The sequence below is a fragment of the Streptomyces sp. FIT100 genome, from assembly GCF_024584805.1.
GTDB lineage: Bacteria > Actinomycetota > Actinomycetes > Streptomycetales > Streptomycetaceae > Streptomyces.
In genome coordinates, this window is record NZ_CP075715.1 from 670,537 (window position 1) to 695,976 (window position 25,440).

Genomic DNA, 25,440 nt, shown 5'->3' on the forward strand with positions numbered 1-25,440 from the left:
GCCCGAACTCTGCGTACCCGGCCGCGCCGTGCATCCGCAGGGCCTTGGCCGGGGTGCTGAGGCACCTCCCTCCCCCCGCTCAGGAGCCTCCGTGACCGTCGGCCATGCACCGCCGGATATTTCCGCCATATCTGCATCCGATCAGGCGTCATCCGCCGATGCGCCGTCACCGCCCCGGGAAACCGCCGCCGGGGCAACGGCCTTCGCCCTCGAAGCCGTCACCCCGCCCGGCGGCCGGAACGGGGGCGCGCGCCGCCGCTCCGTTCCCCGCTGGCTGCGTCGCACCGTCGGCCCACTGCTCCTCCTCGTCCTGTGGCAGCTCTCCAGCTCCACCGGGCTGCTGCCTGCCGAAACCCTCGCCTCGCCCGGCACCGTCGCCCGCGCCGCCGGCGGTCTGATCGCCGACGGGACGCTGCCGAACGCGATGGGCGTCTCGCTCCAGCGCGTCGCCGTCGGACTGCTGCTCGGCGGGGCGATCGGCATCGGCCTGGCGCTGGTGTCGGGCCTGTCCCGGCTCGGCGAGGACCTCGTCGACGCGACCGTGCAGATGCTGCGCACCGTCCCCTGGGTCGGGCTGATCCCGCTCTTCATCATCTGGCTGGGCATCGGCGAGGCCCCGAAGGTCGCCCTCATCGCGCTCGGCGTCGCCTTCCACCTCTATCTCAACCTCTACGCCGGAATCCGCGGCGTGGACGAGCAACTCATCGAGGCGGGGCAGTCATTGGGCCTGGGCCGCTGGGGACTCGTCCGGCACGTCGTCCTGCCGGGCGCGCTGCCGGGCGCGATGACCGGGCTGCGGTACTCGCTAGCGACCGCCTGGCTCGCGCTCGTCTTCGGCGAGTCCATCAACGCCGACGCCGGGATCGGCTTCCTGATGAACCAGGCCCGGGAGTTCTTCCGCACCGACGTCATCGTCGTCTGCCTCGTCGTGTACGCATTCCTCGGCCTGCTCGCCGACGCCGTCGTCCGCACTCTCGAAAGGCTGCTGCTGCAATGGCGACCGACCTTCACGGGCCAGTGAGCACCGCACCGCGGACCACCGCGGTACAGGTCGAAGGGCTGACCCGGTCCTTCGACGGCCGCCCCGTCATCGACCGGCTCGATCTGACGCTGCGCGCGGGCGAGTTCACCGCGCTGCTCGGGCGCAGCGGCTGCGGCAAGTCGACGCTGCTGCGCGTGCTCGCCGGGCTCGACCGCGACATCGCGGGCACCGTCCTCGTTCCGAAGCGGCGGGCCGTCGCCTTCCAGGCGCCGCGTCTGATGCCGTGGAAGCGGGTGTGGCGCAATGTGCTGCTCGGACTGCCGGGCAAGGCCGACCGGGCCCTCGCCGAGCGGGCGCTGGAGGAGGTCGGCCTCGGCCACCGCGCCGGCGCCTGGCCCAAGACGCTCTCCGGCGGCGAGGCCCAGCGGGCCTCGCTCGCGCGGGCCCTCGTCCGCGAGCCCGATCTGCTCCTGCTCGACGAGCCGTTCGGTGCGCTCGACGCGCTGACCCGGCTCAGGGCGCAGCAGTTGGTCGCCGAGTTGTGGCAGCGGCGCGGCTGTGCGGTGCTGCTCGTCACCCACGACGTGGACGAGGCGCTGCTGCTCGCCGACCGGGCGCTGGTGATGCGGGACGGCGTCGTCGCGTACGACACCCCGGTCGCGCCGGAGCGCCCGCGCACGGCCGGCGATCCGGAGCTCGCCGCGCTCCGCGCCCGGCTGCTCACCGAACTCGGCGTCGACGCGCCCGCCCCACGGCCCGCACCCGTCCCCGTCCCCGTGCCCGTCCCCGCACCCGCCGCCACCTGAACCGCCCTCACCAGAAAGCCGGTCAGCCCATGAAACGCATACTCCCCGCCGCGGCCCTGCTCCCCCTCGTGCTCCTCCTCTCCGCCTGCTCCGGCAGCTCCGCCGCCGACGACGCCTCGGGCGGCGCCGGGAGCAATGTGGACGGAAAGGGCTCGCTCACGCTCGACGTCGGTGACCAGAAGGGCGGTTCCGAGGCCGTGCTGCGGGCCGCGGGCGAACTCGACGATCTCACCTACAGGATCAAGTGGTCGACGTTCACCTCCGGGCCGCCGCTGCTGGAGGCGGTGAACGCCAAGGCCGTGGACATCGGCGGGGTGGGCAACACCCCGCCGGTCTTCGCCGCCGGCTCCGGTCAGAGGATCACGGTCGTCGCCGCCACGCACGGGGACTCCTCGGGCGAGGCGATCCTCGTACGCGACGACTCCCCGCTGAAGAGGACCGCGGACCTCAAGGGCAAGAGGGTCGCCGTCGCGCAGGGCAGCTCGGCGCACTACCAGCTCTTCGCCTCCCTCCGGGCGGCCGGGCTCGGCTTCGACGACATCGAGCTCAGCCTGCTCCAGCCGGCCGACGCGCTGGCCGCGTTCACCAGCGGCAAGGTCGACGCCTGGGCGGTGTGGGACCCGTACACCTCGCAGGTGCTGAAGGGAGGCAGGAGCCGGATCCTGACCGACGGCAACGGGCTCGTGAACGGACTCGGCTTCCAGGTCGCCGCACCCTCCGCCCTCGCCGACAAGGAGAAGGCGGCCGCGATCGGCGACTACCTGGAGCGGCTGCGGCGCGCCCAGGACTGGGTGTTCGACCACCCCGAGCAGTGGGCGGAGGTCTGGGCGAAGGACACCGGACTGCCGTACGAGGTCGCGCTCGACGCGGTGAAGCGGTCGTACGCGACGAGGGTGCCGGTCGCCGTGGACGCCGCCGCGATCGCCTCCGAGCAGAAGATCGCGGACACCTTCGCCGGGCTGGGGCTCATTCCGCGCCGCTTCGACTTCGCCGACCACGTCGACGACCGCTTCAACAAGGACCTGCCGCCGTCGACCTCCCCGGCGCGCAGCTACGGAAAGGGCTCCTCCTGATGACGGTTCATCTGCACTGGTTCCTGCCGACCGGAGGCGACGGCCGCACCCTCGTGGACCGGCACGCCTACACCGACGGCGGGGTCAAGCGCGCCAGGATCACCCCCGTGAGCGGGGTGCGGGCGCCGGACATCGACTATCTGGCGCAGATCTCGAAGGCAGCCGAGCAGTTGGGCTTCGAGGCGGTGCTCACACCCACCGGGACGTGGTGCGAGGACGCCTGGCTGACGACCGCGGCGCTGGCGCAGCACACACAGCGGCTGAAGTTCCTGGTCGCGTTCCGGCCGGGGGTCATCTCGCCGGTCCTCGCGGCGCAGATGGCGGCCACCTACCAGCGCATCACGCGCGGACGGCTGCTGCTGAACGTCGTCACCGGCGGCGACTCCACCGAGCAGCGGCGCTTCGGCGACCATCTGGACCACGACCGGCGGTATGCGCGGACGGCGGAGTTCCTGTCCGTCGTGCGGGGCGTCTGGGGCGGCGCACCGTACGACTTCGAGGGCGAGCACTTCCGTATCGAGGGCGGACTGACCGCCCTGCCGCCCGACCCGCTGCCGGAGATCTTCTTCGGCGGCTCGTCCGCCGCGGCGGGGCCGGTCGCGGCGGAGCATGCCGACACCTATCTGACCTGGGGTGAGCCTCCGCAGCAGGTCAAGGAGAAGATCGACTGGATCCGCGGGCTGGCGGAGGAGCGGGGCCGGACCGTCCGCTTCGGTATCCGGCTGCACACCGTCTCCCGCGACTCGGCGCGCGAGGCGTGGGCCGTGGCCGACCGGCTGCTGGACGATCTGGACGCCGACACCGTCGCCGCGGCGCAGCAGGCCCTCGGCCGGAGCGAGTCGGTGGGCCAGCAGCGGATGCTCGCCCTCCACGGCGGCAGGCGGGAGGCCCTGGAGATCTCGCCGAACCTGTGGGCGGGCGTGGGGCTCGTGCGGGGCGGCGCGGGGACGGCGCTGGTCGGCAGTCACGCGGATGTCGCCGACCGGATCGAGGAGTACCACGAGCTCGGCATCGAGCACTTCGTGCTCTCCGGCTACCCCCATCTGGAGGAGGCGTACTGGTTCGGCGAGGGCGTGGCCCCTCAGCTGGCCGCACGTGGCCTCCTGTCGACAGTCCCGGCCTCGCCCCTGCTGGGCGTCCCCGCGGCGAACGGCCGCCCGCCCTCGGCGCCGGGCGGCGCGCCGCTGCTGGTGGCGGGCGGGCGGTAGGCGCGCCCGCGCAGGCACCTTCCCCGCCCCGCCCTGACCCGTTCCTGCCCGAACGGGGCAGGGCGGGGCGGCGTGCGGGGGGGGGCTCCATGGACGCGCAGCCCCACCCCCGCCACCATGGCCTCATGGCTCACGACACCGCTCGTACGCCCCCATCCCCACCCCCACCCCCGCCACCCTCCGCCGACGTCGTCGTCATCGGCGCAGGCGTCATCGGCGCCAGCGTCGCCTTCCACCTCGCCGAGGCGGGCGTGCGCGACGTACTCGTCCTGGAGCGGGACACCCCCGCCGCCGGCTCGTCCGGCAAACCGATCGGCGGGGTCCGCGCGCAGTTCTCCGATCCGCTCAACATCCGCCTCGGGCAGCGCAGTCTGCGCGCGTGGCACGGCTTCGCCGCCCGGCCCGGCGCGGACGTGGGACTGCGGACCGTCGGCTATCTCTTCCTCCTCTCCCGCGCCGAGGACGTGCCCGTCTTCGAGGCGGCCGCGGCGCTCCAGCGGGAGCTCGGCGTCGAGAGCCGCCTGATCGGCCCCCGCGAGGCCCACGCACTGTGCCCGTACGTCGACCCGTCCGGGATCGTGGCCGCCGCCCACTCCCCCGGCGACGGGTACGCGCTGCCGCAGGCCGCCGTCCTCGGCTATCTGCGCGCGGCCCGCGGCCTCGGGGCGACCGTGCTCACCCACTGCGCCGTCACCGAAATCGACACCGACGGCGGCGTGGTGCGGGCCGTGCGCACCACGGCCGGCGTGGTCCGCACCGGCACGGTGGTGTGCGCGGCCGGCGCGTGGTCGCACCGGATCGGCGCGATGGCGGGCGTGCGCCTGCCGGTCACGCCGCTGCGCCGCCAGATCGCGCTCACCGGCCCGCTCACCCCGCCTCCACCGCCCATCCCCTTCACGCTCGACTTCGAGTCGACGATGTACTTCCACGACGACGCGGGCGGGCTCGTCCTCGGTCTCTCCGATGCCCGCCAGCAGCCCGGGTTCGAGCGGGAGTTCGGGGTGGAGTGGCTGGAGCCGTTCCGGGCCGCCGCCGCGCGCCGCGCCCCCGCGCTCGCCGGGCTTGAGCCGGCCGGCGGCGGTTGGGCGGGGCTGTACGAGATGACACCGGACCGCAACGCGCTGATCGGCGAGGCGGCGGAGGTCTCCCGCTTCCTGTACGCCACCGGCTTCTCCGGGCACGGCTTCCTCCAGGCCCCGGCGGTCGGGGAGCTCGTGCGCGACCTGTGGCTGGGGAGGGAACCGTTCCTCGACATCGGCCCGTTGTCGGCCACCCGCTTCGAGCGGGCCGGCGCCGCCGCCCGCCCCGAGGCACACATCATCTGAACGGCGTCCAGGAGGTCCGTATGGTTCCGCTCGTCCCCCCGTGGGTGCTGCGTGCCGCGTTCGCACGCCGCTTGTCCGTCATGTACGGCACGGAGGTCCCGGCGTACGCGACCCTCGTCGAGGTCGCCGGGCAGGTGAACGACGCGGTCCTCCGGGACGCGGGTGAGGGCGCCGAGCGGTTCGGCAGCATCGAGCGCGTCACCGCGGAGCGGCACGGGGCGATCCGGGTCGGTACCCCGGGCGAACTGCGCCAGGTGGCGCAGATCTTCGCCGCACTGGGGATGGAGCCGGTCGGCTTCTACGATCTGCGGGACGCCGCGGCCAGTGCCGTACCCGTCGTCTCCACCGCGTTCCGGCCGGTGCTTCCCGAGGAACTGGACCGCAATCCGTTCCGGGTCTTCACCTCGATGCTGACCCCGGCCGACCGGCGCTTCTTCGACGCCGACCTGGAGAAACGGCTGACGGCGTTCCTGGAGCGCCGCGAGCTGTTCCCACCCGAGCTGCTGGAGCTGGCGGTCCGCGCCGAACGTGAGGCGGGACTGCCGCAGGGGCAGGCCGAGCGGTTCCTGACGCTCGCGGTCGCCGCCTTCGAGCTGTCCCCGGAGCCGGTGGACCGCGCCTGGTACGCGGAGCTGGAGAAGGTCTCCGCCGTCGCCGCCGACATCGGCGGTGTGACGAGCACCCACATCAACCACCTCACGCCGCGCGTCCTGGACATCGACGAGCTGTACCGGCGGATGGAGGACCGGGGCATCACGATGATCGACCGGATCCAGGGGCCGCCGCGCTGGGACGGCCCTGAGGTGCTGCTGCGGCAGACCTCGTTCCGGGCCCTGGCGGAGCCCCGGACGTTCCGGGAGACGGACGGCAGCGTCACGACCGGTGCGCTGCGGGTGCGCTTCGGGGAGGTCGAGGCGCGCGGCATCGCGCTCAGCCGCGCGGGGCGGGCGCTGTACGACAGGCTCGTCGACGGCCCCGTCGAACAGTGGGCCGCGCACTTCCCGGACACCGAGCGCCGACTCGCCCTGGACGGGCTGGGGTTCTTCACGTACGAGGCCGCGACGGGCCGTCCGCGCGACGGGCGGCGGCCGCCGGACGACCTCGCCGGCCTGCTCGACGGCGGCTGGCTGACCGCCAGCCCCATCGTCTACGAGGACTTCCTGCCGCGCTCGGCCGCCGGGATCTTCCAGTCGAACCTGACCGATCCGGGCGCCCGGGACTCCGCGCAGACGGGCACCCACTACGACCAGCACGGGATGTCCGAGGCGGTCGGACGCCCGGTCCACGACCCCTTCGAGCTGTACGCCGCGCAGCAGAACGACTCGCTGGCACGGGCCAGGCGGGCCCTGGGAGACATCGAGGAGAGCGACGCATGACCACCACCGCACTGCCCGGAACGGACGCGCTGCGGGCGCGGGCCGAGGACGCCCTGCGCCGCTGCGGCGCACAGCCGCCGGCCGGCGGGACGGGTGTCACCGCCCGTACGCCGCTGACGGGCGGCACGCTGCTCACTCTGCCCGCCGCCACTCCCGAGGAAGCCGCCGCCACGATCGGGGCCGCGGAGGCCGCCTTCCGGGAGTGGCGCACGCTCCCCGCACCGCGCCGCGGCGCCCTGGTCAAGCGGCTCGGTGAGCTGCTCACCGAGCACAAGGAGGATCTCGCCGAACTCGTCACCATCGAGGCCGGGAAGATTCGCTCCGAAGCGCTCGGCGAGGTGCAGGAGATGATCGACATCTGCGATTTCGCGGTCGGCCTCTCCCGGCAGTTGTACGGACGCACGATGGCCTCCGAGCGGCCCGGGCACCGGCTCTCGGAGAGCTGGCATCCACTGGGCGTGGTCGGGGTCATCTCCGCGTTCAACTTCCCCGTCGCCGTCTGGTCCTGGAACACGGCGATCGCGCTGGTCTGCGGCGACACGGTGGTGTGGAAGCCCTCCGAGCTGACACCGCTGACCGCCGTGGCCTGCGCCGCGCTGCTGGGCCGCGCGGCCGCGGACACCGGCGCGCCGGAGGGAGTGCACGGGCTGCTGCTCGGCGGCCGCGACTGCGGTGAACTGCTGGTCGACGACGCACGGGTGGCGCTGGTCAGTGCGACAGGATCGGTGCGGATGGGCCGGCAGGTGGGTCCGCGGGTGGCCGCCCGGTTCGGCCGCTGCCTGCTGGAGCTGGGCGGCAACAACGCGGCGGTCGTCACGCCGTCCGCCGATCTCGCCCTCGCGGTGCGCGGCATCGTCTTCTCGGCGGCCGGCACGGCGGGGCAGCGGTGCACGAGCCTGCGCAGGCTCATCGTCCACGAGGACATCGCCGATGCGCTCATGGAGCAGATCGTCCATGCATACGGCCAGTTGCCGGTCGGTGATCCGTTCCGGCCGGGGACGCTCGTCGGGCCGCTGATCTCGACGGCCGCGTACGAGGCGATGGCCAAGGCGCTCGACGCGGCGCAGGCCGACGGCGGCAAGGTGCTGACGGGAGGGGACCGCAGACTGCGGGACGAGGCGCCGGAGGCGGCGTACGTCGGCCCGGCGGTGGTGCGGATGCCCGCGCAGACGGCGATCGTGCGCGAGGAGACGTTCGCGCCGATCCTGTACGTCCTGACCTATCGCACCCTGGACCAGGCGATCGAGCTGCACAACGGCGTCCCGCAGGGGCTGTCCTCGTCGATCTTCACACGGGACCAGCGCGAGGCGGAGCGCTTCCTGGCCGCCGACGGCTCCGACTGCGGCATCGCCAATGTGAACATCGGCACGTCGGGCGCGGAGATCGGCGGCGCGTTCGGCGGTGAGAAGCAGACCGGCGGCGGTCGGGAGTCCGGATCGGACGCGTGGCGCGCGTACATGCGCAGGGCGACGAACACGGTGAACCACTCGGACGACCTGCCGCTCGCGCAGGGGGTGAACTTCCTCTGAGCCACCCCGCCCCCGCCCCGTGGGAAGACCGGCGGCACCCCGCGGGTTGGTAGAAGCGTGAACGATTCTGGGGTGCGGGTGGTGCGGATGGTGCGGGACGTGGACGTGGACGTGGTCGTCATCGGCGCCGGGCAGGCGGGCCTGTCCGGCGCCTACCATCTGCGCCGCGTGGGGCTGCGCCCCGACGAGGACTTCGTGGTCCTGGACCACTCCCCCCGGCCGGGCGGCGCCTGGCAGTTCCGCTGGCCGTCACTGACGTACGGCAGGGTCCACGGCATGCACGCGCTGCCGGGCATGGAGCTGACCGGCGCCGACGGGAGCCGCCCGTCGTCCGAGGTGATCGGCGAGTACTTCGCCCGCTACGAGCGCACCTTCGGTCTGCGGGTGCACCGTCCCGTGGATGTCCGCGCGGTGCGCGAGGGCGAGGGCGGCCGGCTGCTGGTGGAGTCGTCGGAGGGGACGTACGCCACGCGCGCCGTCATCAACGCCACCGGCACCTGGGACCGGCCGTTCTGGCCCCGCTATCCCGGGCAGGGAACCTTCCTCGGCCGCCAGTTGCACACGGCGGACTACCCGGGGCCCGAGGCGTTCGCCGGCCGCCGGGTCGTCGTGGTGGGCGGCGGGACCTCGGGGACGCAGCATCTGATGGAGATCGCGGAGGTCGCGGCGGAGACCACCTGGGTGACGCGCCGCCCGCCGGTCTTCCGTGAAGGCCCGTTCGGGGAGGAGCAGGGCCGGGCGGCGGTCTCGCTCGTCGAGGAGCGGGTGCGCGGCGGGCTCCCGCCGCTGAGCGTGGTCTCGGTGACCGGGCTGCCGCTGACCGACGCGATCCGGCGCGCCCGCGCCGACGGCATCCTGGACCGGCTCCCGATGTTCGACCGGATCACACCGACCGGGGTGGCCTGGGACGACGGCCGGACGGTCGACGCCGACGTCATCCTCTGGGCCACGGGCTTCCGCGCCGCGATCGACCATCTCGCCCCGCTGCGGCTCCGGGAGCCGGGCGGCGGCATAGCGCTGGACGGCACGCGCGCGGTGCGCGACGCACGCATCCATCTGGTCGGCTACGGCCCGTCGGCCTCGACGATCGGCGCCAACCGCGCCGGCCGGGCCGCGGTCCACGAGATCCGGCAGCTGCTGGAAGGCGCCCCGACGCACGACCCCGAGCCGGCCGCCGTGGCCGCGTCGCTCTGAGGCCCGGGCCCCGGGAGCGACGCGGACCGATCCACCACGCCGTCGAGAGCGCGACGCCGCACGGGGATCAGGACGTGGCCGGGGCCAGCTCGGCGTCCCTGCGGACCAGGGCGGCATAGCGGCCTTCCCGGTCGAGCAGCTCCTCGTGCGTACCGCTCTCGACTATCTGTCCACCGTCGAGAACGACGATCTGATCGGCGTCCCGCACGGTCGAGAGCCGATGGGCGATGGTGATCGTCGTGCGGCCGGCCGACAGGGCGTCGATCGCCTGCTGGACCGCGTGCTCCGTCCGGGTGTCGAGCGCGCTGGTCGCCTCGTCCAGAATCAGCACCGGCGGATCGCGCAGGATCGTGCGCGCGATGGCGAGACGCTGCTTCTCACCACCCGAGAATCGGTATCCGCGCTCGCCGACCAGGGTGTCGTACCCGTCGGGCAGGGCCGCGATGTGGTCGTGGATCTGCGCGGATCGTGCGGCCGCCCGCATTTCCTCGTCCGTGGCGTCCGGCTTGGCGAAGCGCAGATTGTCGGCGACGGAGGCGTGGAAGAGGTAGGTCTCCTGCGAGACGACGCCCACCGTCCGCGACAGCGTGTCGAAGTCGAGGTCGCGCACGTCCACCCCGTCGATCGTGACCCGGCCGCCGGTGACGTCGTACAACCGGGGCACGAGGTAGCTGAGTGTGGACTTGCCGGATCCGGTGGGTCCGACAACGGCCAGGCTGGCGCCCGCGGGCACGGTGACGTCGATGCCGTCGAGCGTCGTCCCGTTTCGCTCGTCGTAGCTGAAGTCGACGTCCTCGAAACGGACTTCGCCGTGGATCTTCTCCAGCCGGACCGGCTTCTCCGGCTCGGTGATGTCCACCGGAAGGTCCAGATACTCGAAGATGCGGTGGAACAGGGCGAGCGAGGTCTGGATCTGCACGCCCGTGGACAGCAGGCTCACGGCCGGGCGGAAGAGGCCCTGCTGGAGGGAGACGAAGGCGACGAGCGTGCCGATCGATATCGCCGGCCCGCCGGACCCCATGGTGATGCCCGCGGCCCAGTAGAGAAGGGCCGGCATGGCGGCCATCACCATGCCGATGGTGGCCATCCGCCAGCGGCCGGCCATGCTGGAACGGACCTCCAGATCGACCAGACGCTCGGACTCGTCGGCGAAGGAGCGGGTGAGCGAGTCGGCGCGGCCCATCGTGCGGCCGAGGAGGATGCCGCTGACGGACAGCGACTCGGTGACCGTGGCGGCCATCGCGGCCATCTGCTTCTGCCGCTGTGTGGTGATCTTCCTGCGCTCACGGCCGACGCGGCGGCTGATCGCCACGAACAGCGGCAGCAGGAGGAGCGAGACGGCGGTCAGCCGCCAGTCCAGCGCGAGCATCGCGACGATCGTGGCGACGACGGCGGTCGCGTTGGAGACGAGGGAGGTCGCGGTGGAGGTGACGGTCGCCTGCATCCCGCCGATGTCATTGGCGATGCGGGACTGGACCTCGCCGGTGCGGGTCCTGGTGAAGAAGGCGAGCGGCATCCGCTGCAACCGGGCGTAGACCCCAGTGCGCAGATCGTGCATGACGCGCTGGCCGACGGTGGTCGAGATCAGCGTCTGCAGCACACCGAAGGCCCCCGATGTCACGGAGGCGAGGATCATGCCCAGGGCGAGCAGTGAGAGCAGTCCCGTGCGGCCCTGGGGGATCGCCGTGTCCAGGATCTCGCGGAGCAGGAACGGCGACGCCACCGAGACCAGCGACGAGGCGCCGACGAGCAGCCCGACGATCGCGAGCCGCCCCCGATACGGCCGGAAGAGCCGGAGGATGCGGCGCACCTGTGCGGGCTGCTCGGGCAGCGGCGGGCGCGTCGGGTCGAGCGGGCGGTCAGGAGGCGTCCAGGAAGGACCTTCGTCGAGAGGGCGCATGGGCTCCTTCCCAGGGTGCGGGGACACGGACTCGAGGAGCATAGCTCATTGTTACCTATACTCACAATGAACCAGGTCCTGATATGGTTCCCGTATGACCTCCCCCGTCCCCGCCCCCGATCCGGACGGCCTGCTGGCCGAGCAGCTGCTGCGGCTGACCCGCCGGCTCCACCGCATCCAGAAGCGCCATCTGGAGCCCGTCGGCATCACCCCCGCGCAGTCCCGGCTGCTGCGGGTCGTGGCCCACTACGATGGGGCTCCCCGGATGGCCGACCTGGCCGACCGGCTGGAGGTCGTGCCGCGGGCGATCACCACGCTGGTCGACGGGCTGGAGGCGAGCGGCCGGGTCCGCCGGGTGCCGGACCCGGCCAACCGCCGGGTGGTGCGCATCGAGCTGACCGAGACCGGCCGTGTGACGCTGCGGGAGCTGCGCAGCGCCCGCCGGGCGGCAGCGGAGGACATCCTGGCACCCCTCACCGCCGACCAGCGCGAGGTGCTCGGCGGGCTGCTGTCCGCTCTCGTCGACGGTGTACCGGGGCCGCGCTGCCGGCCCGCCGCCGAGTCCTCCTAGTCCTCCTAGTCCTCGCGGCAGGCCGTCGGCGACCGGCCCTTCGGGGCCCCGGCATTCGGGGCTACTCCGCGCAGCCGACCTTCAGATCGGCCCAGTCCGCGTGGTCGTTGCCGTTGCCGTCGTCGGCCGTGGTGGCGACGAGGCTGACGAACTGCGCCCCGCTGATGTCCACTTCGACGTGGCGGGCCGGGTCCTGCCACGAGACCTTCCCCGTGTCCACGGCCTTCTCCCGGTCCGTCCACACCTCGAAGGTGACCGTGCCGCGCTGCGCCGCCACATGGTCCTGGCTGTCGTCCACGCCGACGTCCGCGGTGAGTGTGGTGCAGCGGCCCGCCGTGTAGTAGACGGCCTCGCTCCAGGCGTGCGTGCCCAGCCCCTTGGCGTAGACGGTGCCGCCGATCGTGAGCGGTGTCCCGTCGCCCTGGGGCTGGTCGCCGTTGGTCATGTCGCGCTCCATCGGGCCCCAGCCGTTGGTGGACTTCACCCACGGGGTGTCACTGAGCTGAGTGGCACCGCCCGGCACCGCCTCGGCGACGGTCACCCGGGTCGTGGAGGTGTCCGTGACCGTGCGGCCCCCGACCGTGTACCGCGCTGTGGCGGTGAGGTCGTACGAACCCGAGCCGAGCCCCGCCGGCGGAGTGAGCGTCCACGCGGTCGCCAGCGGACGCCCTTCCCGTACGAGGGAGGCCCGGGCCGGGCCCGCCGCCTCGACCGTCCAGCCTTCCGGCGCCTCGACCCGTACCGACGCGTCCTTCAGCGGCACCCGTCCGAGACCGGCGAGTTCCGTGCGCACGGTTCCCGGCCGGCCCGGCTCGACGAGGGAGGCCGCGGCGCCCTCGTACAGCAGCGGTGTGGTGAGCCCGAAGGAACGCGCGGGGGTGGCGGGTGCGGGTGCGCCGGGGCCGGCCGGTGCGACCCGGTAGACCGTGACCCCGTGCGCCGGAACCCCGGCCTTCAGCGCCCCGTTGCTGTGCAGTTCCTCGCCGGTGAACAGATCGCTCAGCCGGTACGTGGCGGCTCGCGGCAGGCCGGCCGCCGCCGCGGTCGTGGAGATCGTCACCGCGTAGTCGTTCTCGTTGTAGAGCGCGACGGCGACCGAGCCGTCGGCGAGCGGCTTGGCGAGGACGTACGCCCCGCCGTTCTCGGAGACCACGGCGGCCTGCCTGCCGAGCCGGTCCTGGTCGACCGCGATCAGGCCCCGGTTGAGCAGCAGTTCCATGGTCTGCGGTGAGGCGCTGCCCAGGTCCGTGCCGATCATGATGGGCGCGGCCATCATCGCCCAGAGGGCGAAGTGGGTGCGGTACTCGTGGTCGGTCATGCCGCCGTTGCCGACCTGGAGCATGTCGGGGTCGTTCCAGTGGCCAGGACCCGCGTACCGCGCGAGGGTCAGGTTCTTGCGGACGATGGTCTTGACGCTGTCCCAGTCGTCGGTGATGTCCCCGGTGGTGCGCCACAGCTGGCCACCGACCGAGGTCCCCCATTCCCAGGGCTGGTTGGCGCCCCATTCGCAGATGCTGTAGACGATCGGGCGACCGGTGGCGGCGATCGCGTCGCCCATGGCGCGGTAGCGGTCCTGGGCGGGCAGGCCCTGGTTGTTGCAGTTGTCGTACTTGAGGTAGTCGATGCCCCAGTCGGCGAAGGTCCGCGCGTCGGTCGTCTCATGGCCGAGGCTGCCGGGGTACCCGGCGCAGGTGCTGGTGCCTGCGTCGCCGTAGATGCCGAGCTTCAGACCCTTGGCGTGGACGTAGTCGGCCAGCCAGGCCATCCCGTTCGGGAACTTGGCGGGGTCGGCGACCAGCCGGCCGTCGGCGTCGCGCTGCTTCAGGCTCCAGCAGTCGTCGATGGTGACGTACTCGTACCCCGCGCCCTTCAGCCCCTTGGCGACGAACGCGTCCACCGTGTCGGTGACGAGCTGCTGGTTCACCCCGCAGCCGACGGCGTTCCAGCTGTTCCAGCCCATCGGCGGGGTCTGGGCGAGCGGCGGGCGGGCGTCGGCGGGAGCTGTCGGCGGGGCGGGCGCCGTCGGCGGGGCGGCCGCGCTTCCCGTCCCGGTCGTTCCGGCGAGGAGGGCTGCGGTGCACAGCACGGCGGTCAGCAGTCGTCTCATGGCGCGGCAGTGAAGCCGATCCGGCCGGGGTACGGCCAGTGATCGGGCATGGCCCGGGCGAAGAGTCCATGGGCCCGTCCCAAGAGTCCAACAGGCCCTGTGCGCATCAAGAGCCCCACCGGATAGGCTCCTTGACGGAGCTTCCGACGATCCGGACACCCGCCCGCCCCGCCGCCCCGCCGTGCGGTCGTCCCGTCAGCAGCGCAGCCGGTCCTCGGTCAGGACGCCCTGTACCGTCCGCAGTTCACGGTCATGGCAGCCGCCCGGCGCCCGCGGGCCGTGGAACCGGTAGCGCTCCGCAGTCGTACCGACCGCGTGACGCTGGTCGCGGGGCACACCGGCGGTGTAGGTCGCGTCGCCCTCGTACACGTCGTCCAGCCGCGACCAGCCCGTTCGCCGGCCGTCGCGCAGCACCGCGGTCTCGGCCCTGTCCCCGAGCGTGAGTACGGTCCTCAGCCGGTCACCGGCGCCGAGGGTCGTCTCGCCGTCCATCGTGTAGGTGCGGTGGGTGCGGGTCGTGGTCCGGCCCGAGACCACGGTCTCCCGGTCGGTCCAGGCGCCCTTGAGGGCGTCCGGGTTCTCCGCCTCGCCCCAGCGGTGCACCGACGAGTGGGCGACCGTGCGCGTCACGGTGGTCGCGATCCGGCCGTGCGAGGTATCCAGATAGCCTGCGGCGGTGAGGCGGTGGCCGCCCTTCGTGTCCAGCCGGTGCGGTGAACCAGGCGTGTACACCGCAGAGTTGGTGAGCTGCCCCTCCTCATGGCGGGTGAGTGCGCCGGTGACGACGGAGCGGCCCTCGTCCTGCCAGACCAGCAGATTGGCGGGCGTGCTCCAGCCGGTCTGCCCGGCCGGCACCCCGGCGACGGAGACCTCGATCCGGTGCGGACGGCCGTCGTTGAGCAGGGCCGCGAACGGCGTGAGGTCGTACTGCACCGGCCTGACGTCGAAGGCGCGGGGCCCGGGGATCACGTACCAGAGGAAGGGGTTGGACCAGCCACCGGTCCATACGGTCGGGAACGGCGCGGCGATGCCGGCGAGTTGTCCGTCGACCCTGATCTGCACCTCGCGGTAGGGGCCCTCGCCGGCCTTGCACGCGTAGGGCGCCGGGTCGGGGACGGTAAGGTACCAGTACTCCTCGCATCCGCCGCCGGAGCCCGTCGCGTACACCTCGGCGAGGATCCGCTCCGCGTTGCGCGGAGTGGTGAGCGGAGCGGCGGGGTCGAGCGGGAGCACACGGTCGGGCACCCCGCCCGGAGGTGCTGTCCGGCCCTTGGCGGGATAGAAGCTGAGGGTGACGCGGACGTCGATGACTCCGGTGTGGACGTCGTCGACGACATTGCCGATGAGCATCTCGACGGGCTGGGGCCGGCGCAGGACGTCGGAGTAGGCGGTGACGTCCTTCTCGACCGACCAGGCGATGCCGTCGGGCGAGGGCTGGGGGGTGGAGGTGCGGAAGACCTCGACCCCGCCGATCGCGAGGTGGCCGAGGCGGTCGTACTGGCGGCCCTTGACCGTGCCGTCCAGGCGCAGCACCACCTTGCTCCAGTTGCCGCCGCACCCCTCGGGCGGCGCGTAACTCCCCCTGTACGGCGTGAAGTCGCGGAACTGCGCGCTGGCGACGGTCAGGTCGCAGGACTTCCCCGCGGGGCGGGTGACGGGCGGCGCGGCCGTGACCGGGTCGTGCCAGTCGCTGCCGAACTCGGCGGGAGCGACGTCGCGTTCACCCGCGGGGCCCGCCGCTGCCGCCTGCGCCGGGGGCCCCGCTCCGAGCACGGATCCCGCGGCCAGCACGAGCCCGGCGAGCATGGACATGATCTGTTGTCGTCTCATGGGACGGGAGTGAATCGCGCGGACCGCAGCGGGCGCCAGAGCGCCTCGGCGGCCGGAAACGGATCATGGCCGGTTGTCGTCAGGGCGCCTGAAAATCGCTTGCTACGGACGACTGCGGAGAGCGAACCTTGCACGTCCGAGGCCCTTCTTCCGAACGACTGGGACGTCATGCAGATTCGCGATCTTCCGTATCTCGATCCCGGACTACCGGATACGCGCTCGGGTCTCCGGTACCTGGTCTGGCTCGGGCGCAAGCAGCTCGGCGGGCAGCTGAAGTCACTCGCGTGGGGCATGCTCCACTTCGTCTCGGTGATGGCCCTCCCGTACGGCGTCGGCTTCGCCGTGCAGGCCGTGGTGGAGCGCTCCGGCAGCCGACTCGCGCTCGCGGGCGGGCTGATCGCCCTCGCGACGGTCGGGATCGCCCTCGGCGACACGATGCTGCACCGCACGGCCGTCACCAACTGGATCACCGCGGCCGCCCGGACGCAGCAGCTGCTCGCCCGCAGGACCGCCGAGCTGGGCTCCGCGCTCACCCGGCGCGTCGCGGCCGGTGAGGTCGTCGCCGTCTCGACGGGCGACGTCGAGAAGATCGGCTGGTTCGTGGAGGCGGTCTCGCGCTTCCTCGCCGCGGCGCTCACGGTCGTCCTGGTCGTCGTGGGGCTGCTGGTCTACCAGCCGGCGATCGGTGTCGTGGTCGCGATCGGCGTACCGGTGCTGGCGCTCGGCGTGCTGCCGCTGCTCCCCCGGGCCACCCGGCTGGCGGACGCGCAGCGCGAGAAGGCGGGCAAGGCCACCGAGCTGGCCTCCGACACGGTCGCCGGGCTGCGGGTGCTGCGCGGTATCGGCGGCGAGGAGCTGTTCCTGCAGCGCTACCGGCGCGCCTCGCAGGAGGTGCGCCGGGCCGCCGTCCGCAGCGCGCGCATGTGGTCGCTGATCACGGCCGCCCAGGTGCTGCTGCCGGGCCTGCTGCTGATCGCCGTCGTCTGGTACGGCATCGGGCTGGTCGGGGCGGGGCGCATCGAGGTGGGCGAACTCGTCACGGTCTACAGCGCCGTGATGCTGCTGACCTACCCGCTGCGCCACTTCGAGGAGATCGCGATGGCGTACTCGTTCTCGCGGCCCTCCGCGCGGCGGGCCGCGCGGGTGCTGTCGCTGGAACGTCCCTCCGGCGGCTCCGGGGACGCGTCCGGCGGTCCGCCGGCGGGCGACCTGTACGACCCGGCGAGCGGGCTGCTCGCCCCGGCCGGGACGCTGACCGCGGTCGTCTGCGGCGATCCCGACGCGGCGGGCCGGCTGGCGGAGCGGCTCGGCGGGCACGCCGCCGAGCCGGGGGGCCTGCCCTCGGTGCTGCTCGGCGGGGTCGCCCTGGACGAGCAGCCGCGCGAGACCGCCCGCGCCGCGGTGCTGGTCCAGGACAAGGACCCGGTGCTGCTCTCCGGCAGCCTGACCGAGCTGCTCGACGTGCCCGCGTCCGGCGAGGTCTCCGCGACCGAGGCGCTGACCGCCGCCGAGTGCGCGGACGTGCTCGACGCGCTGGCGCAGGCGGCCCTGGACGGCGACCCGATGGGCGCGCCCATCACCGAGCGCGGCCGCTCGCTCTCCGGCGGGCAGCGGCAGCGGCTGGCCCTGGCCAGGTCGCTGGTCGCGGACCCCGAGGTGCTTGTGCTCGACGAGCCGACGTCGGCCGTCGACTCGCACACGGAGGCGCGGATCGCCGAAGGGGTGCGGGCCCTGCGGACGGGGCGTACGACCGTCGTCCTCACGTCGTCCCCGCTGCTGCTCGACCGCGCCGACCGGGTGGTGCTCGTCCACGAGGGCGAGGCCGTCGCCGTCGGCGTGCACCGGGAGTTGCTCCAGAAGGAGCCGCGCTATCGGGAGGTGGTGACCCGGGAGACGGAGACGGAGTCGGAACGGCTCGCCGTGCGCCCGAGCCCGGGCCCGGACACCGGAGAAGCGGTCGGCACGGACGGAAACCCCGGCGACCTCGCCATCGCCGTCGCCGCCGACATCGGCGCCGACATCGACATCGACATCGAGGAGACCGCATGATCGGCGTGGCGCCGCCCGGGTACGACCCGGCGGCTCCCCGGACGGCGACCACCCTGCCGGTGGGCTCGCCCGCGACGGTGCGTGCCTACGTGGCCGAGCTGCTGCGGCGGCACCGCCGCGCGTTCACGGTGCTCATCGCCGTCAACACGGTGGCCGTCGTGGCCTCGATGACCGGGCCGTGGCTGCTCGGTTCGCTCGTGGAGCGGGCGGCCGACGGGGCCCGTGAGATCCATCTGGGGCGCACCGCCGCCCTGTTCGCGGTGGCGCTGGCCGTCCAGGCCGTGTTCGTGCGGCTGGTGCGGCTGCGGGGCGCGATGCTCGGCGAGCGGATGCTGGCGGACCTGCGCGAGGACTTCCTCGTACGGTCGGTCAGGCTGCCGCCGGGCGTGCTGGAGCGGGCCGGCACGGGCGATCTGCTCTCCCGGATCACGACGGACATCGACCGGCTGGCGAACGCGATGCGCGAGGCGGTCCCCCAGCTGACGATCGGCGTCTTCTGGATCGTGCTGCTGCTCGGCGGGCTTGCCCTGACCGCGCCGCCGCTGGCGCCCGCCGTACTGCTGGCCGTTCCGGTTGCGGTGATCGGCTGCCGCTGGTATTTCAAGCGGGCGCCGTCGGCGTACCGCTCGGAGGCGGCGGGTTACGCGGCCGTGGCGGCGGTGCTCGCGGAGACCGTCGACGCGGGGCGCACGGTCGAGGCGCACCGGCTCGGAGCGCGGCGCATCGCCCTGTCGGACCGGCGGATCAAGGAGTGGACGGCCTGGGAGCGGTACACGCTGTGGCTGCGCTCGGTGCTCTTCCCGGTCGTCAACGTCACGCACGCGACCGTGCTCGGCTCGGTGCTGATGGTCGGCGGCGTCTTCGTCCTCCAGGGCTGGATCGGGATCGGGCAGCTGACCACGGGTGCGCTGCTCGCGCAGATGATGGTCGACCCGGTGAACCTGATCCTGCGCTGGTACGACGAGCTCCAAGTAGCCCAGGTGTCACTGGCACGGCTGGTGGGCGTCCGGGAGATCGAACCGGACGCCGGTGACGGGAAGGTCCGGCCCGAGGGCCGCACGGTGCGGGCCGACCAGGTCCACTTCGGCTACCGCGAGGGCGTCGACGTGCTCCACCGGGTGTCGATGGACGTGCCGCCCGGCACCCGGCTGGCGCTGGTGGGCCCGTCGGGCGCGGGCAAGTCCACACTGGGCCGGCTGCTCGCGGGGATCTACGCCCCGCGCACGGGCCGGGTGACGCTCGGCGCGGCCGAGCTGTCCCGGATGCCCGCGGAGCGGGTCCGGGAGCATGTGGCGCTGGTCAACCAGGAGCACCACGTCTTCGTGGGCTCGCTGCGCGACAATCTGCTGCTCGCACGGGCGGGGGCCGAGGACGCGGAGCTGTGGGCGGCGCTGGGTGCGGTGGACGCGGACGCCTGGGCGCGTGCGCTGGACGACGGCCTCGACACGGAGGTCGGCTCGGGCGGCGCGTCGCTCACCCCGGCCCAGGCCCAGCAGATCGCCCTCGCCAGGCTGGTCCTCGCGGACCCGCACACGCTGGTCCTGGACGAGGCGACGTCGCTGCTGGACCCGAGGGCGGCCCGGCATCTGGAGCGTTCCCTGGCCCGGGTCCTCGACGGCCGTACGGTCGTGGCGATCGCGCACCGGCTGCACACGGCCCACGACGCGGACGTGATCGCCGTCGTCGAGAACGGCCGGATCAGCGAACTGGGCAGCCACGCGGAGCTGGTGGCGGCGGACGGTGCGTACGCGGCGCTGTGGCGGTCCTGGCACGGGTGAGCAGCCCCGGCCCTGCCCCGCTCCCGCCCCGGCGGCCCGGTGTCAGCCGGCGGGCGGGGCGGGCCGGGACCGGAGGTCGAGCCAGCGGCGGAGCGGGATCGCGGCCAGCCACGAGATCTGGGCGACCTTCGGTGAGACGAGGGTCAGGGGGATCGAGGCGGCGAAGACAAGCACCATCACCACGCCTTCCTGGACGGAGCGGCGCAGGCTCTCCCGCCCCAGCCCCGGCGTGGCCAGCTCGGGCCGGAAGTGGAGCCGTAGCGACATGGCCGTGAGCAGCGCGGAGGCGAGGGCGATCACTCCCGCGTAGACGGCCGTCGCCGGTGCGGTGTCGCCGTATTCGCTGATCAGGCGGGTCGGGAACGGGAGCCCGGCGATCACGGCCAGCAGTGCCAGATAGAGATAGAGCAGCCACGAGTCGAGCCGGGCGACCTTGGCGAACACCGCGTGCTGGCTCAGCCAGAGCACCCCGATGACCACGAAGCTCAGCAGGAACGCGCCCACGTCGGCGAGGATGTCGAGCAGCGCGTCGCCGAGCCGCGCGTCGGGCAGCCCCTTCGGCACGTTGATGTCGAGGGCCAGCAGGGTGATCGCGATGGCGAAGACCGCGTCGCCGAACGCGAGCAGCCGCTCCCGCCCGATGACGCTGTCGACGTCCTCGGCTCCGGGGCCTCGTCCGACTGGGCTCACGGCCCGGACGCTACCTGCGGGCGCCGGCGGCGGCATCCGGCGTTGGTCCGAACGCCGCCCCTGCCCCAGGACCTGTACGGGGCCCTATATGACGTTCAGCGCCGCAGCCCCGCCCACGCCGCCGAGCAGCATGAACGCCGGCATCAGCACCTTCAGCTCGACCCAGCTGCCGGCCCGGAACCGCATGCCCTTCGGCGGGCCGACCGGGTACCAGCGCTTGCCGCCGACGGGGACCGGCCACAGGATCGGGCAGCCCGAGACGGTCAGGGCGTCGCCGATATCATGGACCAGCGCGCCGAGGACGACGGGGAGACCGAGCCAGAGGTACTCCTGACCGGGTCCGGTGAAGAGCCAGTCGGCGCCGCTGCCCGGCTTGTCCAGGACGCCCGCCAGGATCCAGGCGCTCGTCGCGCCGAGCAGCCACACGAGGACATCGCTGGACACGCGCGCGGCCCGCCACAGCAGCCCCTCGACCGCGAGCACCAGGTGGACGAAGAGGATCGCGAGGACGGCCCACCGCCCGCCGGCCATCGCCAGCACCGAGGTGCCCCCTCCGATCAGGACCGCCCACAGCCAGGTGTGCGTGAGGGTGCGGTGCCCGCCGGTCCTGCGCTTGTCGCCCGGCTTCCTCGTCGCCTTGTAGACGGCGAACGACAGCTTGTCGACCACCTCGCACAGGCCCCGTGACACCGGCCCGAAGGCCCGGGAGATCGTCGCCGCCTTGTGGTCGAGGTCCGGTGCGAGCGCCGCGCCCGCACAGATCAGTGCGCCGACGACGAGCACGGGCCACGGCATCGGACGGTCCAAGGCGGCCGCCGCCGCTCCCACCCCCAGCCAGGCTGCCGCCCCGGACAGGGAGTGCGCCGGTCCCATCATGCTGTTCCCGCCCCATTTGTGTTGTCGTTGTGCTCAGTTGACGCTCATATGAGAGTCGGCTGACGGGACAGGGTACCGGGAGCGATCTTCGTCCCGGCAGCCGGTTCCCTCATCGGGACCGAAGCCAGGCAAGATGGAGGGCGTGACCCTTATCGATCAGCTGCCGCCGGACGCCGACCCCGATGCCCTCTTCGAAGCCTTCGCGTCATGGGCCGAGGAACGGGGCATCTCGCTCTACCCGGCCCAGGAGGAGGCGCTGATCGAGGTGGTCTCCGGGGCCAATGTGATCCTTTCCACACCCACCGGCTCGGGCAAGAGCCTGGTCGCGGCCGGGGCGCACTTCGCCGCGCTGGCCCGGGACGAGGTCACCTTCTACACGGCTCCGATCAAGGCCCTGGTCTCGGAGAAGTTCTTCGACCTCTGCAAGCTCTTCGGCACCGAGAACGTCGGCATGCTCACCGGCGACGCCTCCGTCAACGCGGACGCGCCCGTCATCTGCTGCACCGCCGAGGTGCTGGCCTCCATCGCGCTGCGCGACGGCAAGAACGCCGACATCGGCCAGGTCGTGATGGACGAGTTCCACTTCTACGCGGAGCCCGACCGCGGCTGGGCCTGGCAGATCCCGCTCCTGGAACTCCCCCAGGCGCAGTTCGTGCTGATGTCGGCGACGCTCGGCGACGTCTCGATGTTCGAGAAGGACCTCAAGCGCCGCACCGGCCGCGACACCGCCGTTGTCCGCTCCGCGACCCGCCCGGTCCCGCTGTCGTACGAGTACGTGACGACACCGATCACCGAGACGCTGACCGAGCTGCTCGAGACCAGGCAGGCGCCGGTCTACATCGTGCACTTCACACAGGCGCAGGCGGTCGAGCGGGCCCAGTCGCTGATGAGTATCAACATGTGCACGCGCGAGGAGAAGGACCGGATCGCCGAGCTGATCGGCAACTTCCGCTTCACCACCACGTTCGGCCGGAACCTCTCCCGGTACGTGCGCCACGGCATCGGCGTCCACCACGCCGGCATGCTGCCCAAGTACCGCCGGCTCGTCGAGAAGCTCGCCCAGGCCGGACTGCTGAAGGTCATCTGCGGGACGGACACGCTCGGGGTCGGCGTCAACGTCCCCATCCGCACGGTGCTGTTCACCGCGCTCACCAAGTACGACGGCAGCCGTGTCCGTACGCTGCGCTCCCGCGAGTTCCACCAGATCGCGGGCCGGGCCGGCCGCGCAGGATTCGACACCGCCGGGTTCGTCGTCGCGCAGGCGCCCGAGCACGTCATCGAGAACGAGAAGGCGCTCGCCAAGGCGGGCGACGACCCGAAGAAGAAGCGCAAGGTGGTCCGCAAGAAGGCCCCCGAGGGTTTCGTCGCATGGTCCCAGGGCTCCTTCGAGAAGCTCATCGCCTCCGACCCCGAGCCGCTGACCTCCCGGTTCAAGGTCACCCACGCCATGCTGCTGTCGGTGATCGCCCGCCCCGGCAACGCCTTCGACGCGATGCGCAAGCTGCTTGAGGACAACCACGAGCCGCGCAGGCAGCAGCTGCGGCACATCCGCCGGGCGATCGCGATCTACCGCTCGCTCCTCGACGGCGGCATCGTGGAGCGCCTCGAAACCCCCGACGCACAGGGCCGGATCGTCCGGCTCACCGTCGACTTCCAGCAGGACTTCGCGCTCAACCAGGCGCTCTCCACGTTCGCGCTCGCCGCCTTCGACCTGCTGGACCCCGAGTCGCCGTCGTACGCGCTCGACATGGTCTCCGTCGTCGAGTCGACCCTCGACGACCCGCGCCAGATCCTCGCCGCGCAGCAGAACAAGGCGCGCGGGGAGGCGGTCGGCGCGATGAAGGCGGAGGGCGTCGAGTACGAGGAGCGGATGGAGCGGCTGGCGGACATCTCGTATCCGAAGCCGCTGGAAGAGCTCCTCTGGCACGCCTACAACCTGTACCGCAAGTCCCACCCGTGGGTCGGCGACCATCCGGTGTCGCCGAAGTCCGTCATCCGCGACATGTACGAACGGGCGCTGTCCTTCACCGAGTTCACGTCCTTCTACGAACTGGCCCGCACCGAGGGCATCGTGCTGCGCTATCTCGCGAGCGCGTACAAGGCCCTGGACCACACCATCCCGGACGACCTGAAGACCGAGGACCTCCAGGATCTGATCGCCTGGCTGGGCGAGATGGTCCGGCAGGTCGACTCCAGCCTGCTCGACGAGTGGGAGCAGCTGGCCAACCCCGAGGTGGAGACCGCGGAGGAGGCCCAGGAGAAGGCCGACCAGGTCAAGCCGGTCACGGCCAACGCCCGCGCCTTCCGCGTGCTGGTGCGCAACGCCATGTTCCGCCGTGTGGAGCTCGCGGCCCTCGACCAGGTCGCCCAGCTGGGCGCGCTGGACGCCGAGTCCGGCTGGGACGAGGACGCGTGGGGCGAGGCGATGGACGCGTACTGGGACGAGTACGACGACCTGGGCACGGGCCCGGACGCGCGCGGTCCGAAACTGCTGTCCATCGAGGAGGACCCCGCACACGGTCTGTGGCGGGTGCGGCAGACCTTCGCCGACCCGAACGGCGACCATGACTGGGGCATCGGTGCGGAGGTCGATCTGGCGGCCTCCGACGAGGAGGGCCGGGCGGTCGTGCGGGTCACCTCCGTCGGGCAGCTGTGACGGCCGTCGGAGCTGTGAGAGGACTCCTGCCATGACCAACCCCGCAGAGCGCCTCGTCGACCTGCTCGACCTGGAGCGGATCGAGGTCAACATCTTCCGCGGGCAGAGCCCCAACGAGTCGCTTCAGCGCGTCTTCGGCGGGCAGGTGGCGGGCCAGGCGCTGGTCGCTGCCGGGCGGACGACGGACGGCGGGCGGCCGGTGCACTCGCTGCACGCGTACTTCCTGCGCCCGGGGGTCCCCGGCGTGCCGATCGTCTACCAGGTCGAACGGGTCAGGGACGGCCGCTCGTTCACCACCCGCCGGGTCACCGCCGTGCAGCAGGGGCGCACGATCTTCAACCTCACGGCCTCCTTCCACCAGCCCGAGGAGGCCGGCTTCGAGCACCAGCTGCCGCCGCGCCTGGACTTCCCCGACCCCGAGACCCTGCCGACGGTCACCACGGAGATCAGGGAGCACCTGGGTGCGCTGCCGGAGGCGCTTCAGCGGATGGCCCGGCGCCAGCCCTTCGACATCCGCTACGTCGACCGGCTGCGCTGGACCCACGAGGAGATCAAGGACGCGGACCCGCGCAGCGCCGTGTGGATGCGTGCGGTGGGTCCGCTCGGCGACGACCCGCTGGTGCACACGTGCGCGCTGACGTACGCGAGCGACATGACGCTGCTGGACGCGGTGCGCATCCCGGTCGAGCCGCTGTGGGGGCCGCGGGGCTTCGACATGGCGTCGCTGGACCACGCCATGTGGTTCCACCGGCCGTTCCGGGCGGACGAGTGGTTCCTCTACGACCAGGAGGCGCCCATCGCGACGGGCGGCCGCGGGCTGGCGCGCGGCCGGATCTACGACCGCGAGGGGCGGCTCCTGGTCTCGGTGGTCCAGGAGGGCCTGTTCAGACCGCTGAAGTGACCGATTCACCAGACCCGATTCACAAGGAGATCCGATGACGCTGTACGACATCCCGCTGCGCACCCTGAGCGGCGAGCCCACCTCGCTGGCCGACTACCGGGACTCGGCCGTGCTGCTGGTGAACGTGGCCTCCAAGTGCGGCCTGACCCCGCAGTACGCCGGTCTGGAGCGGCTCCAGAAGCAGTACGGGGACCGCGGGTTCACCGTGCTCGGCGTGCCCTGCAACCAGTTCGCCGGGCAGGAGCCGGGCAGCGCCGAGGAGATCCGGACGTTCTGCTCGACGACGTACGGCGTCTCGTTCCCGCTCCTGGAGAAGGTGGACGTGAACGGCGCGGACCGGCATGCGCTGTACACGGAGCTGACGCAGGTCGCGGACGCGGACGGGGAGGCGGGCGACGTGCAGTGGAACTTCGAGAAGTTCCTGATCTCGCCGCGCGGTGAGGTGACCCGCTTCCGTCCGCGCACGGAGCCGGAGGCCCCGGAGCTCGTCGCGGCGATCGAGGCACTGCTGGGCGCCTGACAGCGGCGGAGGGGGCGGCGTACGGGTGTCGTACGCCGCCCCCTCGCGCGTCGGCCGGGCGTGTCGCCC

19 protein-coding genes are annotated in these 25,440 nt (G+C 72.6%); 14 read left to right on the forward strand and 5 right to left on the reverse strand.

Annotation, left to right across the window (positions count from 1 at the left end):
- The first annotated feature begins 91 nt into the window (after positions 1-91).
- The 8 genes from KK483_RS02760 to KK483_RS02795 all read left to right on the forward strand — a co-directional run bounded on the left by KK483_RS02760 (position 92) and on the right by KK483_RS02795 (position 9,493).
- The gene (locus KK483_RS02760) at positions 92-1,021 is read left to right on the forward strand and encodes an ABC transporter permease (protein WP_262003397.1); all 930 of its coding nucleotides are present in this window, start codon (positions 92-94) and stop codon (positions 1,019-1,021) included.
- Positions 994-1,788, forward strand: a complete 795-nt coding sequence (locus tag KK483_RS02765; protein ID WP_262003398.1) for an ABC transporter ATP-binding protein — start codon at positions 994-996, stop codon at positions 1,786-1,788. Before KK483_RS02760 ends, KK483_RS02765 begins: the two co-directional genes overlap by 28 nt.
- A gap of 29 nt (positions 1,789-1,817) precedes the next feature.
- A complete protein-coding gene (locus KK483_RS02770; RefSeq protein WP_262003400.1) occupies positions 1,818-2,861 on the forward strand; it encodes an ABC transporter substrate-binding protein in 1,044 nt (347 codons plus the stop codon).
- Positions 2,861-4,069, forward strand: a complete 1,209-nt coding sequence (locus tag KK483_RS02775; protein WP_262003401.1) for an LLM class flavin-dependent oxidoreductase — start codon at positions 2,861-2,863, stop codon at positions 4,067-4,069. The genes KK483_RS02770 and KK483_RS02775 overlap by 1 nt, the downstream gene beginning before the upstream one ends.
- Positions 4,070-4,194: 125 nt before the next feature.
- Positions 4,195-5,394 carry an FAD-binding oxidoreductase gene (locus tag KK483_RS02780; RefSeq protein WP_262003402.1) on the forward strand — a complete coding sequence of 400 codons (1,200 nt, stop codon included), beginning with the start codon at positions 4,195-4,197 and terminating at the stop codon, positions 5,392-5,394.
- Between the two features lie 20 nt (positions 5,395-5,414).
- Positions 5,415-6,770 carry a VOC family protein gene (locus KK483_RS02785; protein ID WP_262003403.1) on the forward strand — a complete coding sequence of 452 codons (1,356 nt, stop codon included), beginning with the start codon at positions 5,415-5,417 and terminating at the stop codon, positions 6,768-6,770.
- On the forward strand, positions 6,767-8,299 hold the full coding sequence (locus KK483_RS02790; RefSeq protein WP_262003405.1) for an aldehyde dehydrogenase family protein: 1,533 nt from the start codon (positions 6,767-6,769) through the stop codon (positions 8,297-8,299). The genes KK483_RS02785 and KK483_RS02790 overlap by 4 nt, the downstream gene beginning before the upstream one ends.
- Before the next feature lie 87 nt (positions 8,300-8,386).
- Complete coding sequence (locus KK483_RS02795) at positions 8,387-9,493, forward strand: NAD(P)-binding domain-containing protein (RefSeq protein WP_262009323.1); 1,107 nt, start codon at positions 8,387-8,389, stop codon at positions 9,491-9,493.
- Positions 9,494-9,560: 67 nt separating this feature from the next.
- On the opposite strand, the gene KK483_RS02800 is transcribed toward KK483_RS02795, so the two are convergent.
- Entirely contained in the window at positions 9,561-11,393 is a 1,833-nt protein-coding gene (locus tag KK483_RS02800; RefSeq protein WP_262003406.1) for an ABC transporter ATP-binding protein, read from the reverse strand.
- Positions 11,394-11,487: 94 nt separating this feature from the next.
- Between KK483_RS02800 and KK483_RS02805 the strand changes: the two genes are divergently transcribed.
- Positions 11,488-11,964, forward strand: coding sequence for a MarR family winged helix-turn-helix transcriptional regulator (locus tag KK483_RS02805; RefSeq protein WP_262003408.1), 477 nt, complete (start codon positions 11,488-11,490; stop codon positions 11,962-11,964).
- A 61-nt stretch (positions 11,965-12,025) separates the two neighbouring features.
- Here the strand turns inward: KK483_RS02805 and KK483_RS02810 are convergent, their stop codons facing one another.
- Together KK483_RS02810 and KK483_RS02815 are read right to left on the reverse strand one after the other, a co-directional pair.
- Positions 12,026-14,071: an NPCBM/NEW2 domain-containing protein gene (locus tag KK483_RS02810; RefSeq protein WP_262003409.1), complete on the reverse strand. Its 2,046-nt coding sequence runs from the start codon at positions 14,069-14,071 to the stop codon at positions 12,026-12,028.
- A 195-nt stretch (positions 14,072-14,266) separates the two neighbouring features.
- Positions 14,267-15,901, reverse strand: coding sequence for a peptide-N4-asparagine amidase (locus KK483_RS02815; RefSeq protein WP_262003411.1), 1,635 nt, complete (start codon positions 15,899-15,901; stop codon positions 14,267-14,269).
- A 168-nt stretch (positions 15,902-16,069) separates the two neighbouring features.
- On the opposite strand from KK483_RS02815, the gene KK483_RS02820 reads away from it, so the two are divergent.
- The gene (locus KK483_RS02820) at positions 16,070-17,950 is read left to right on the forward strand and encodes an ABC transporter ATP-binding protein (protein WP_262003413.1); all 1,881 of its coding nucleotides are present in this window, start codon (positions 16,070-16,072) and stop codon (positions 17,948-17,950) included.
- Complete coding sequence (locus KK483_RS02825) at positions 17,947-19,728, forward strand: ABC transporter ATP-binding protein (RefSeq protein WP_262003414.1); 1,782 nt, start codon at positions 17,947-17,949, stop codon at positions 19,726-19,728. The genes KK483_RS02820 and KK483_RS02825 overlap by 4 nt, the downstream gene beginning before the upstream one ends.
- Before the next feature lie 42 nt (positions 19,729-19,770).
- On the opposite strand, the gene KK483_RS02830 is transcribed toward KK483_RS02825, so the two are convergent.
- Both KK483_RS02830 and KK483_RS02835 read right to left on the reverse strand, forming a co-directional pair.
- On the reverse strand, positions 19,771-20,418 hold the full coding sequence (locus KK483_RS02830; protein ID WP_262003416.1) for a TMEM175 family protein: 648 nt from the start codon (positions 20,416-20,418) through the stop codon (positions 19,771-19,773).
- A gap of 84 nt (positions 20,419-20,502) precedes the next feature.
- Positions 20,503-21,294, reverse strand: a complete 792-nt coding sequence (locus KK483_RS02835) for a metal-dependent hydrolase (protein ID WP_262003418.1) — start codon at positions 21,292-21,294, stop codon at positions 20,503-20,505.
- 133 nt (positions 21,295-21,427) lie between these two features.
- Between KK483_RS02835 and KK483_RS02840 the strand changes: the two genes are divergently transcribed.
- From KK483_RS02840 to KK483_RS02850, 3 genes are read left to right on the forward strand one after another with little or no spacing between them, the layout of a single operon-like run.
- On the forward strand, positions 21,428-23,950 hold the full coding sequence (locus KK483_RS02840) for an RNA helicase (protein ID WP_262003420.1): 2,523 nt from the start codon (positions 21,428-21,430) through the stop codon (positions 23,948-23,950).
- Between the two features lie 31 nt (positions 23,951-23,981).
- Entirely contained in the window at positions 23,982-24,851 is an 870-nt protein-coding gene (locus tag KK483_RS02845; protein ID WP_262003422.1) for an acyl-CoA thioesterase II, read from the forward strand.
- Positions 24,852-24,885: 34 nt separating this feature from the next.
- Positions 24,886-25,371: a glutathione peroxidase gene (locus KK483_RS02850; RefSeq protein WP_262003424.1), complete on the forward strand. Its 486-nt coding sequence runs from the start codon at positions 24,886-24,888 to the stop codon at positions 25,369-25,371.
- Positions 25,372-25,440: the final 69 nt, after the last annotated feature.